Genomic DNA, 12255 nt, shown 5'->3' with positions numbered 1-12255 from the left:
TAGTATAGCATAAATTGTCAGAAAATTCACCTGCTTTTCGAGAAGAGGGGTGATTTTTCCATTTAAAAGACACGGTAGACATAAGGATTTTCAGGCTGCTCAATCTTACTGCATTCTGTCAGCTCAAGTGTTGGGAGTGCTTGTTGGAGGGAGCTGTGATAGGTTAACGTAATGATTCCCTTGGCTGAGACCCAGGTATTGTCTGGAAAATGTAGGCTCTGACCTGTTGAAAGAAGTCCATAGACACCCGAGTCGGCGATACAATGAATGATACCAAAGCGAAAGAGAAATTGCTGATGAGCATTGTCTGGATCATTGTAGACAAACCCTACCATTTCGATGGTTTTTCCGACAAATTCATCGGGATAGTCGTAGATAGCTTCCATGACTTCCATATAATTTTCTGTGGTGATAGAAATTGTTTCTTGCTCCAGATAGCGATTGGCAACCTTACGCATTTCGTTTTGGTAGCTGGATTTGGTGAAATAGGCCGAGGTGTCTGGTTTTAGATACTGCACGCTTGTCCCTTCTTGTTCTTGAATCCCAGTATCTGTTTCTGCTGCTAGTGGGAAATGATAGCCCTTGGCAGCAACGGTTGTAGAGTCAAGCTGTACCGTTGGAAAGCCCCAGGCTACAATCAAGGGAACAAGGAGGAGGGCGATACTGGTTAATTTGGCCACTCTAGTTGATAAGTGACTGTGGGTTTCCAACTGCTTGACCCAAATATACAGTTGAACGAGAGCCAGTATAAAGGTCAATACCATGGAGAGATAGGCGAGATAGGAGTAGTGGAGATTGATGTACTGATCCAGTTTTCCCGAAATGTAGAGATAGAGGGTCATTTCAAAGTAACCCACTAAGATTAAGAAACGAATCATATTAGAGACCTCCTAGCAGAAGACAATATAAGGTGATGACACTGGCGATAATCCCGATAAATTGCAGGATGAAGGTCATTTTAAAGGAGTGCTTCATCATGATGAGATTTTTAATGTCAATCATGGGACCAATCACAAGAAAGGCCATGATGGGCGCAAAGCCAAAACTTGTCAGTAAGGATGCTCCGATGAAGGCATCGGCTTCTGAACAAAGAGACAATAAAAAGGCAAGGAGCATCATTAACAGGATTGCTGTAATAGGATTATGACCGATACGGGTCAGAATACTAGTCGGAACATAGACTTGGACGAGACTCGCAAATAAGCAGCCAAACACTAGGTAGCGACCAGTATCAAAAAATTCATCGATACTGTGAACCAAGGCTAGCCCAACCTTTCTCCACCCTCTCTTATCGGAAACATCATGCGCATGTGGCAGACTGGTCTGGTCTTTTAAAATAGAGTCTGTCTGGATAAAAGCCAGAAAAATTCCTAACACAAGGGCGACTAGAATGGAACCTAGTGCGCGGTAGAATGCGAATTTGACAGAATTACCAAAGGCAGTAAAGGTCGCAAAGAGGACGATCGGATTGATAACAGGAGCCGTTGCTAGGAAAGGAATAGCTGTGTAGGTTGGTACTTTTTTTTCTAGCAGTCGATTGACAATCGGTACAATGCCGCATTCGCAGGAAGGAAAAATAAAACCGATGAATGTTCCAAATAGGATGCGCAAAAAACGATTCTTAGGCAGGGCCTGATGGACACGATCGGGTGTGACATAGACCTCGATAAAACCTGAAATCAGAGAACCAATGAGGACAAAGGGGAGGGCTTCGATAATAATGGAAAGAAAAATGGCTCCTGCTTGTAAGACAGAAGCTGGTAAGTTTTGTAATCCCAACATGGCATGTCCTACTTTTGTGAGTGTTCTTTCTCAGGAATTTCTTTTTTAACCTCTAGATCAGGAAACTCAACTTTTTCAAGCGCATCGAAAGAAGCAAATTCTTCTAGCATTTTTTCTAAATCATCTTTTCGTTTGTATGTAATAGCCATGTGGCACCTCCAGAGCGTATTTATTCCTTATACTCGCCAACAATCAGGCTAACCGTCTCTTTCACTCTCAATTCCTAGTTGTGAAAGTTCGTTGGCTCTGATGTCCATAGAGTATGTTCAATACCTCCATTATAATCTTTCTTCTGAAAAAAAGCAGAAATTAGACATGTGCAGCAAGAGAAACATTGCAAAATATCAGTCTAAAAGAAATGGCTCAAGATGATGAAGTGTTCTGCGTTTCTGATAGCAATCTAACGGCATGCAGGCAATGGCAGTTGCGCTTGTTGATGATGTGGTAGGTCTATTATAAAAAATAGTGCTTTTTTATTGCTAGGAAATGTTTTTGCACAGAAAATAGTGTATAATAGTTGTAAAAAGAAAGGAGAGGTCTAGATGAAAAGCTGGCAGAAATGGCTCCTCGGTTTTATTGTAAGTGCAGGAGTAATCATTGGAATAGGAGTACTAAATCAGATGAATAAACAGGAACAACTACAACAAGAAATGATGAAGGTGGTGGAAAGTGAGGAGGCGCGAAAGATTTTTGAAGATGAACTAAAGGATTTAGATTCAAGGGCCTTAACAGATAAAGGTACCATCAGGTCATATGAAATTGATTATGAATCCATTATGCATAATCCTATGGGAGGAATTATCGTCAAACTAATTGTGAATGACAATACAGACTATACAGTGACAATATTTTTAGGTAAAAAAAGGGGTGATGGAAAGTTGTATAATGAAGGAGGATCCTACTCAAATCAATTGAATGACTTATTGAAAGGAGAAAATAATGAATGAGGTGTACTCTGATTATCAAAATATGCTTATTGCTCAGCAGGAATATAATGACGATTTGAGTGTTGGAGTCCCTGTAAAAATAGGAAGCAGGACAGATAAGGTCACTATAGGTTATGTTTCAGAAATTGAGGATACAGCTTCCGGTTTCCAAGCCTATGTCGTGACAGATATGAAGTTACCAGAAAATCCTAGTCAGGCTGATTATGATAAGGTAAAACATGTCACCATACTCTATCGTGGTTCAAGTGGTTTCAACGAGTTTGTAGACAAACCTTGGGATGTTACCGCAGATTGGCTGGCGAATGATGCGCTTATGGCTTTACGTATACTTGTTCCAGATATGGTTCCCACACGAGGTACAAGCCAGTTGCGAAAAGCAGCTGATTTTGGGAATGCCAGTTTAGCTAAGTATGGAAATGCCACCTTCTCTTTTTATGCTCACTCACTAGGTTCAATGGGTGTTCAGTATACGGTCACCTCTTTACAAGAGGAATACTTGGATCGGGTTTCAGGTGTTTATGTCTATAATGGCCCTAATATTTATAGAACAATGGATGAGGAACAACGAAGAAAAGAGGAGATACTTCATAATCGGATTTTTAATTACGTAGACCCTCTAGATATTGTTGGACTTGGATATAATCAAAAAGAGGGAGCAGTTGGACAAGTCATATTATTTAACTCGCAAAAAAGTTCAGAGGGGTTGATCGGTCAACATATGTGGGGTGGGTATGACTATGATAGCAACGGTAATCTCATTGACAAATACGGTCTCGTTGTGGATCGGCAGAATTACCGAGCAGGAGTTGATATTGACGGAGACGGGGTGGAGGATATTTATCTGAATCCTGATAAGGTCAACCCGAGGAACATGTTTCTCGCAAGTGGCAAGCTCGATCAGGCAGGCGGTCAGACGATTAAGGTCAATCCAGATAGTCTAAGAATGCTCTCGAGTAATCTAAGGATGTTAGCCCTGACGGATATTCCAGCCATGATTCGAGTGTGTCAGCTCTGCCAAGAGAAAAATGCCACTATCCAAGGAGATTTTGAGACACGAAAGCAGAAGGTGGAAGAAAGTATCGTCCAGCGTTTTAAGGGGACAAGGCTAACAGAGGTCTTCTACCGGCTGCACGACTCTCTTGGGCAGCTGTTGAATAAAAAGACAATCTTTGAAGACCTATCGTCTCCCCGCACCTTGACCAATACGTTTTCAGATCCTGCTTATATTGAGAGCGGTGCGTACTTGGAACTTTCTGCCTACAATAGTATGCTGTCTCGCCTTGCGGAAAATAGTAGACATATGGCACAGCAGTTGCATGATGAGAAACGGGGTGGTTTCCAGAATGGGTCTCCCCTCAATCCAACCCCAACAGCCCTAAAGTCCTCTATGATTTTGGAAGACACAGCCGTGAGACTCAAAAAGAAGAGTGAAAGTATCTTTGAGGGGACAGGATTACGAGAAGGAAAGACAGATGGTATTAGCCAATCTATAACAGAAGTCTTGGAAGTAGAGCAAAAGAATCTTAAGGAATTACAGACGGCGGTCAAAAACGTATCGCGCCTAACCTTGAGCTTAGCTAATAACTTTAAAGCGATGGATGATTGGCTGCAAGGTCAACTGTCCAGTGGCAGTAGTATGGAAGGTTTTTCCGTCCAGCATGTACCCGCTTCTTATCAGCTCTATCTGGAAGAGTCAGCTATTTTTGATGATGTGAAAGATGTCTTACAAGCCTTTGACCAGCAAGTAGAAGAACGTAGCAATCAGTATGCCAAGGAGGTAGCAGTTGCCTTTTCAGAAGCCTTTCAACAAGTTCAATATTCCTTGGAGAGATGGACGGAGCAGTTGTTGTCCTTTCAGCATACAGTGGATGCGGTGCAGGCTACGTTTGATATCAGAATCTATGTAGACAAGAAAGAGATGGTAGATGATAAGATCGCGGTCACACGGACTTACTGGGGTCAATTAGTGGAGTTATATGATTCCACCACTTCGGAAGCCATTCTTTCTGCCCAACAAGAGCTCCCACCTCTAACAGACAATGTGATAGGGGCACTTGAGGTAATCCGTTCTGCTAAAAGTGATCTGCAAAATCTAAAACCCCAATTAAAGGCGGTCATTGAGGAAGGGGTCTATACCGCTTTTGATCTGGACGAGATTGTTGCCAGTCATAAAATAATCCAAAGCTATAGCAGTCGTATCATTCAGGAGCTAGACTATGTGGTCACCACAATCTCTAGTCAAATGACAGGTCAAGCTATTACAAGCCTATCAGAACAGCTAAGAAAGGTTCACCAATTAACCAGCTATTTCAATCAAATGGTCGGAGATTGTTTCGGAGACCAAGATGGAGGCGAGACCCTACCAAGCGGTGTCTTAGAGTCTAAGACCTATCAATTTTCTTTGAATTAAACTAAGATACGAGAGCGTTAAACGAGCAAAGCAAAAATAGGAGTTTTGACGCAGAACCATAAGTTCTAGGAAAAACTATCTTTTTTGCACAGCTCGTAGCTCGAGTTCAATTATAAGATACAAGGACGTTACAAGCACACAGTGAAAATAGGAACTTGGCGCCGTGTCTCAATACGCAAAGCCCCTAGCCCACATTCAATTTCCAACGAGTCTACTATTTTTAACTTTATAGCATGGACAGCTTACAGGGACCAGGGCAAACTCGGTGTTTTGATTTTTGAATAGTGTAGGAGTTTCTGTCTCAGTTCTTTCTTAAATCATGGTATAATGAAAGAATGAAAGATAGAATGAAGGAACTAGTAGAACAGCTCAATCAATATGCGGATGCCTATTATCGTTTGGATCATCCACTTGTCTCAGATAAGGAATATGACAGACTGTACCGGGAATTAGTGGAACTAGAGATGCGTTATCCTGATAGGGTCTTGCCAAACAGCCCTAGTCATCGTGTGGGTGGGAAGGTCTTGGATGGATTTAGCAAATACCAGCATCAGTATCCCTTATATAGTTTACAAGACGCCTTTTCTTTTGAAGAATTAGAGGCCTTTGACCGCCGTGTTCGTAAGGAATTTCCCCATGTGAATTACATTTGCGAGTTAAAAATCGACGGCTTGTCCATCTCTCTGACCTATGAGGCAGGACAGTTGATTGTGGGAGCAACTCGTGGCGATGGAAGTATTGGTGAAAATATTACAGAAAATATCAAGCGAGTGCAGGATATTCCACTGACCCTAGCTGAGCCATTGGATATTACTGTTCGTGGGGAATGCTACATGCCAAAGGCTTCGTTTGCTAGAGTGAATCAGATTCGTCAAGAAGCAGGGGAGGTCGAATTTGCCAATCCACGAAATGCGGCAGCAGGAACCCTTCGCCAGTTGGATACGCGGATTGTTGCCAAACGTGGTCTTGCGACGTTTTTGTACCAAGAAGCCAGTCCGACAGAGGCAGATAGCCAATCGCATGTACTGGAAAAACTGACTAAATTAGGATTTACGACCAACCATGACTATCATTTGGCAGAGACGATTGACGATGTCTGGGATTTTATTGAAGCCTTGGCAAGTCGTAGACAAGCTCTACCGTATGACATTGATGGTGTTGTGATTAAAGTCAACAATCTAGCGGTTCAGGAAGAGCTTGGATTTACGGTCAAGGCACCGCGTTGGGCCATTGCTTATAAATTTCCAGCTGAGGAAAAAGAAGCGGAGATTCTTTCTGTTGATTGGACAGTAGGGAGGACAGGAGTAGTGACACCGACCGCTAACCTGACACCGGTTCAGCTGGCAGGAACCACGGTGAGCCGTGCAACCTTGCATAATGTCGACTATATTGCTGAAAAAGATATTCGCCTACATGATACAGTCATCGTGTATAAGGCTGGAGATATTATTCCGGCGGTCCTATCTGTCGTAGAAGCCAAGCGCCACCAGCAAGAGCCCTTGATGATTCCAACTGAATGCCCGAGCTGTGGTAGCGACTTGCGCCATTATGAGGAAGAGGTGGCTCTACGCTGCATCAATCCTCTCTGTCCAGCTCAATTAAAGAGTAAGCTAGAGCATTTTGCGAGTCGAGATGCCATGAATATTGCGGGACTCGGTAGCTCTATTGTAGAAAAGCTCTTTTCAGCTAATCTCGTCCACGATGTAGCAGACATCTACCGCCTGTCCGTTGAAGATTTGTTGACCTTGGAAGGTTTTAAAGAAAAATCTGCGACCAAACTGTATCAGGCTATCCAAGCGTCCAAAAATAATTCGGCAGAACGCCTCTTATTTGGCTTAGGTATTCGCCATGTTGGCAGCAAGGCCAGCAAGATTGTCCTTGAAAGATTTCAGACCATTCCCCTGCTGATGGAGGCTAGTTCTGAGGAGATTGCAGCCCTAGATGGTCTAGGAACGGTGATTGCAGAGTCCTTGACGACTTATTTTGGAAGTGATGGAGCTAGGACCTTGGTAGCGGAATTAGTGGCATCAGGAGTCAATCTTTCCTACATTGGTCAGACACCTTCCTCAGATGCCCTGCTTTCTGGTATGACCATCGTCCTGACTGGAAAGTTAGAACGCCTCAAGCGCAGTGAGGCCAAGGCTAAACTGGAGAGTTTGGGAGCTAATGTGGCAGGATCGGTCTCGAAAAAAACAGACCTTGTTGTCGCAGGCAATGATGCAGGTAGTAAGTTAGCCAAGGCGCAGGCACTAGGGATTGAAATCCGAGACGAAGCCTGGTTAGAAAGTCTATAGGTACAAGAGATGGAACAAAGAAAACGTGCCCGCTTGATTTACAATCCTGTTTCTGGACAGGAAATGATGAAGAAAAGTGTAGCAGAAGTGTTGCATATTTTAGAGGGATTTGGCTATGAAACCTCTGCCTTTCAAACAAGTTCCGAACCAGATTCCGCTAAAAATGAAGCTACCAGAGTAGCAAAGGCAGGCTTTGATTTAATTGTTGCAGCAGGTGGTGACGGGACCATTAACGAGGTGGTCAATGGGATTGCCTTTCTTCCAGAGCGTCCGAAAATGGCGATTATCCCGACCGGAACAACCAATGATTATGCCCGCGCCTTGAAGATTCCAAGGGGGAATCCTAGCGAAGCAGCTAAGATAATTGGTAAGCAACAGACGATTCTTATGGATATTGGCCTCGCTAAAAATGAACAATTTGGAGATAACTATTTTATCAACATTGCGGCAGCCGGAACGTTGACAGAATTGACCTATAGCGTTCCGAGTCAACTCAAGACGATTTTTGGTTATTTAGCTTATGTGGTCAAAGGTGCCGAGTTATTACCGCAGGTTCAATTTACACCAGTTCGTGTAAGCCACGACGAGGGAATCTTTGAAGGGAAAATTTCAATGATGTTTGTTGCTCTGACCAACTCCATCGGCGGTTTTGAGCAGATCGTTCCAGATGCCAAGCTCGATGATGGGAGGTTTACCCTCATCCTGGTCAAGGCGGGAAATCTTTTTGAAATTCTACATTTGATTCGTCTGGTGATTGATGGAGGCAAGCATATTGATAGTGATAAGATTGAGTATATCAAGACACGTCAGCTAACGGTAGAATCCTTAGATAGTAGCAATCGGATGATGTTGAATCTTGACGGTGAGTATGGAGGCGATGCCCCAGTTGAGTTAAAAAATCTTGCCAATCATATTGAATTTTTTGCAGACACCGACAAGGTAGCAGATAAGGCGATTACTCTTGATACGGAGGATATGAGTCGGGAAGATATGACCAAACGCTTTATTGAAGAAGCGGATCATTTGGAAGAGTCTATATAAATAGGAAGAAAAGATGCTCGGTCTTTTCTTTTTTCTAGACACTCCTTGTGAAAAAACGCTTTCAGAGACTGTCTTTCCTTGACAAAAGCATTTTTTAGGAGTATGCTATCATGGTATAAAAATTTTAAAGGAGAATTAAAAAATGGATGTATCTGCATTAGCTTTGGGGATTGCCTGTTTGGGTGTTAGTGTTGGTGAGGGCCTCTTGGTTGCTAGCTATCTTAGCTCTACAGCACGTCAGCCTGAATTACAAAGTAAACTAATGACAGGGGTATTCATGGGTGTTGCCTTCATCGAGGGTACTTTCTTCGTAACCCTTGCGATGACACTTTTCTTGCGTGGATAAGGAATGCCTCAGAATCATTAGAAAGGGGGAGTAATCGTGGAAGGAACTGCAGCTCCAACTATTACTCTAGGTCCTGTAACCTTTGATGTAACCATGGTTATTGTTACAATGGTGACCATCACCATCATATTTTTACTGGTATTTTGGGCAAGTCGTAGCATGACATTAAAACCAAAAGGAAAACAGAATGTTCTGGAATATGTCTACGAGCTAACAATCAATTTCACCAAGGGAAATTTGGGCGATGCAGAGTCAAAAAGATATGCTCTTTATTTCTTTGTTCTCTTTTTATTCCTCTTGGTGGCGAATAACCTCGGCTTGATGACCAAATTAGAATCATCAGAAGGGGTAAACTTTTGGACATCTCCAACCTCTAATATGGCTTATGACTTCGGATTAGCCATTATGGCGGTTGTTTTCTGCCACGTAGAAGGCATTCGTCGTCAGGGACTTAAAAATTATTTAAAAGCATTTGTCACTCCTTGGGCCATGACTCCGATGAATATTTTGGAAGAAGTGACCAATGTGGCTTCTCTCGCACTTCGTTTGTACGGAAACATCTTTGCTGGTGAAATTCTGGTGACCTTGCTGGTACAGATGTCGCAAAAAAGTGCATTCGCTTATCCAATCGCCTTCCTACTAAATGTCATTTGGACTGGTTTTTCAGTCTTTATTTCCTGCTTGCAAGCCTACGTGTTTGTCATGCTGGTTTCGATGTATTTGAACAAGAAAATTCAAGGGGAGGGTGATACTCTATAAGAATCAGCATCTGATAAACGACCGGTAGAGCTACCGTTTAGCAAGCCGGTTTAGGGACGTCAGGGTGTGGTTTTTTATGAGTATAATAGGAAAGGATTAGGTATTCATGAATACAGGACTAAGTATAAACAGTACCATGCTTGGTAATTTTATTCTAGTAACAGCTTCGTTTGCTGTATTGATTGTAGCAATTCGTCTGTTTGCTTGGGACAAGATTACGGGGATTTTTGAAGAACGTGCTGCTAAAATTTCAGGTGACATCGATGCTGCTGAAGAGAAATTGGCAGAAGCTGCAAGCCTTGTTGACCAAAGGGAGCAAGAGCTAGCAAAAGGTCGCGTAGAAGGGCAAAAGATTGTCCAAGATGCTGTTAATCGAGCAAAGTTGGAGAAAAAACGCATCTTAGAACAGGCAGAAGTGGAAATTGAAGCCTTGAAAAAGAAAGCAGATTTGGAAATTGAGGCTGAGAAGCGTGAAGTCCAAGAGAAGTTGCATATTCAAGTCGCAGATTTGGCTGTTGATTTGGCTGGGAAAATTATCTTGGAAGATTTGGATCAACAGGCGCATAGCGACTTGATCAATCGCTATCTTGATAGGCTAGGAGAAGGATAATGAATGCTAGAGAAACTGCCTTAGTGCAAAAATATGCTCAATCATTCGTTGATAAGGTGTATGATCGTGAAGATATTTGGACCATGTATGACCAAATTTCAGCTATTCTCACGGTCATCCACGATAGTAAATTGAATCGGATTCTTTTATCCGCAACAGTTTCTCAGGCTGAAAAAGCAGAATTTATTCATGCCATTCGTCAGTCAACCTACCGAGAAGTGAACGACCTGATTGAAGCTGTGGCCCGTGACGGTCATGCCGACCTGCTTGTCGATATATTAGAAGCAGTCTTGGTTTCGATTAGCAAGAGTAAACAAGAGTTTGATGCGTACGTTGTCTCTGTTTATCCATTGACAGATGAACAGAAAGAAAGGGTGCGTCATCTAGTGGAGAATCGTTTTTCATTGAAAGTTCGCAACATTGTAGAAGAAATAGACAAAGAGGTACTCGGTGGCTTTATCATTACCATCAACCATAAGGTGCTTGATGCTAGTGTGCGGACACAATTAAAAGAGATTCGAAATAGACTTTAAAAATAGAAAGTGGTGTTCTTTTGGTGATAAATGCACAAGAAATTAGCGCTTTACTAAAACAACAGATTGAAGGGTTTCAACCTGATTTTGACTATACAGAGACAGGGGTTGTGACCTATATTGGTGATGGAATCGCCCGTGCCCATGGTCTAGACAATGCCATGAGTGGAGAACTACTCATCTTTGAAAATGGCACCATTGGAATGGCTCAGAATCTCGAGACGGTGGATGTAGGGATTATTATCTTAGGTCCCTTTACTGACATTAGGGAGGGTTCTGTTGTTCGCCGTACAGGAAAGATTATGGAAGTGCCAGTTGGCCCAGCCTTGATTGGACGTGTGGTCAATCCGCTCGGCCAGCCTGTGGATGGTTTGGGTGACATTCGGACCAGTAAGACCAGACCGATCGAGTACCCAGCGCCAGGGGTTATGCAGAGAAAATCTGTTAATGAACCCCTACAAACAGGTCTGAAAGCTATTGATGCCCTCGTGCCAATCGGTCGTGGACAGCGGGAATTGATTATCGGAGATCGTCAGACAGGGAAAACGTCGATTGCGATTGATACCATCTTGAACCAAAAGGATCAGGATATGATCTGTATCTACGTGGCCATTGGACAAAAGGAATCGACTGTTCGGACTCAGGTAGAAACGCTTCGCCAGTATGGGGCCCTCGATTATACAATCGTGGTAACGGCTTCGGCTTCTCAGCCTTCACCCTTGCTCTTTTTAGCCCCTTATGCAGGCGTTGCGATGGCAGAAGAATTGATGTACGAAGGTAAGCATGTCTTGATTATCTACGATGATTTATCAAAACAAGCAGTTGCCTATCGGGAATTATCTCTCCTTCTTCGCCGTCCCCCAGGTCGTGAGGCCTACCCAGGAGATGTTTTCTATCTTCACAGTCGTTTGTTAGAGCGCTCTGCAAAGGTGTCAGATGAATTAGGTGGTGGGTCTATTACAGCCCTACCATTTATCGAAACCCAGGCAGGAGATATTTCGGCCTATATCGCAACCAATGTTATTTCGATTACAGATGGACAAATTTTCTTAAAAGATGACTTATTCAATTCGGGGATTCGCCCAGCGATTGATGCTGGTTCATCCGTATCGCGTGTCGGTGGCTCAGCTCAAATCAAGGCCATGAAAAAGGTTGCAGGAACACTCCGGATTGACCTAGCCTCTTATCGCGAATTAGAGGCCTTTACCCAATTTGGTTCGGATCTAGATGCAGCAACACAGGCAAAGTTGAATCGTGGACGTAGGACGGTAGAAGTTCTCAAACAACCCCTTCACAAGCCCTTACCAGTTGAAAAACAGGTGTTGATTCTTTACGCTTTGACAAACGGCTTCCTAGATTCCGTGCCAATCGATGATATTTTGGCCTTTGAAGAAGAGCTCTATGCTTACTTCGACCTGCACCACGACAGTCTGTTAGATACGATTCGTATCACAAAGGACCTGCCAGATACAGATGAATTAAGTGCTGCGATTCAAGAGTTCAAAGATCAATCGGTCTTTCAGTAAAGGAGAG

The 12255-nt window shown here is 43.1% G+C and carries 12 protein-coding genes; 9 read left to right on the top strand and 3 right to left on the bottom strand.

Annotation, left to right across the window (positions count from 1 at the left end):
* Window positions 1–62 precede the first annotated feature (62 nt).
* Genes BVE84_RS05170 through BVE84_RS10960 form a run of 3 tightly spaced genes read right to left on the bottom strand, consistent with a single transcriptional unit; the run spans window position 63 to window position 1931 of the window.
* Complete coding sequence (locus BVE84_RS05170) at window positions 63–878, bottom strand: TIGR03943 family putative permease subunit (RefSeq protein ID WP_076996000.1); 816 nt, start codon at window positions 876–878, stop codon at window positions 63–65.
* 1 nt (window position 879) lies between these two features.
* A complete protein-coding gene (locus tag BVE84_RS05165) occupies window positions 880–1782 on the bottom strand; it encodes a permease (protein WP_076995999.1) in 903 nt (300 codons plus the stop codon).
* A gap of 8 nt (window positions 1783–1790) precedes the next feature.
* Entirely contained in the window at window positions 1791–1931 is a 141-nt protein-coding gene (locus tag BVE84_RS10960) for an SPJ_0845 family protein (protein ID WP_167366959.1), read from the bottom strand.
* 393 nt (window positions 1932–2324) lie between these two features.
* On the opposite strand from BVE84_RS10960, the gene BVE84_RS05160 reads away from it, so the two are divergent.
* From BVE84_RS05160 to atpA, 9 genes are all read left to right on the top strand, one after another.
* The gene (locus BVE84_RS05160; RefSeq protein ID WP_076995998.1) at window positions 2325–2729 is read left to right on the top strand and encodes a DUF1310 family protein; all 405 of its coding nucleotides are present in this window, start codon (window positions 2325–2327) and stop codon (window positions 2727–2729) included.
* Entirely contained in the window at window positions 2722–5139 is a 2418-nt protein-coding gene (locus BVE84_RS05155) for an SA1320 family protein (RefSeq protein ID WP_076995997.1), read from the top strand. Before BVE84_RS05160 ends, BVE84_RS05155 begins: the two co-directional genes overlap by 8 nt.
* Before the next feature lie 335 nt (window positions 5140–5474).
* Complete coding sequence (gene ligA, locus BVE84_RS05150) at window positions 5475–7433, top strand: NAD-dependent DNA ligase LigA (protein ID WP_076995996.1); 1959 nt, start codon at window positions 5475–5477, stop codon at window positions 7431–7433.
* Window positions 7434–7442: 9 nt separating this feature from the next.
* Window positions 7443–8474, top strand: coding sequence for a diacylglycerol kinase family lipid kinase (locus BVE84_RS05145; RefSeq protein ID WP_076995995.1), 1032 nt, complete (start codon window positions 7443–7445; stop codon window positions 8472–8474).
* A gap of 142 nt (window positions 8475–8616) precedes the next feature.
* On the top strand, window positions 8617–8820 hold the full coding sequence (locus tag BVE84_RS05140; RefSeq protein WP_075098920.1) for a F0F1 ATP synthase subunit C: 204 nt from the start codon (window positions 8617–8619) through the stop codon (window positions 8818–8820).
* Between the two features lie 36 nt (window positions 8821–8856).
* On the top strand, window positions 8857–9579 hold the full coding sequence (gene atpB / locus BVE84_RS05135; RefSeq protein WP_076995994.1) for a F0F1 ATP synthase subunit A: 723 nt from the start codon (window positions 8857–8859) through the stop codon (window positions 9577–9579).
* A 106-nt stretch (window positions 9580–9685) separates the two neighbouring features.
* Window positions 9686–10189: a F0F1 ATP synthase subunit B gene (atpF, locus tag BVE84_RS05130; protein ID WP_076995993.1), complete on the top strand. Its 504-nt coding sequence runs from the start codon at window positions 9686–9688 to the stop codon at window positions 10187–10189.
* Entirely contained in the window at window positions 10189–10722 is a 534-nt protein-coding gene (locus BVE84_RS05125; protein WP_076995992.1) for a F0F1 ATP synthase subunit delta, read from the top strand. Before atpF ends, BVE84_RS05125 begins: the two co-directional genes overlap by 1 nt.
* A 20-nt stretch (window positions 10723–10742) precedes the next feature.
* Window positions 10743–12248 (top strand): F0F1 ATP synthase subunit alpha, encoded by a 1506-nt coding sequence (gene atpA / locus BVE84_RS05120; RefSeq protein ID WP_076995991.1) that lies wholly within the window; start codon window positions 10743–10745, stop codon window positions 12246–12248.
* Window positions 12249–12255: the final 7 nt, after the last annotated feature.

Source organism: Streptococcus azizii, from assembly GCF_001984715.1.
Lineage (GTDB): Bacteria > Bacillota > Bacilli > Lactobacillales > Streptococcaceae > Streptococcus > Streptococcus azizii.
This window is presented reverse-complemented; position numbering and strand designations above follow the sequence as displayed.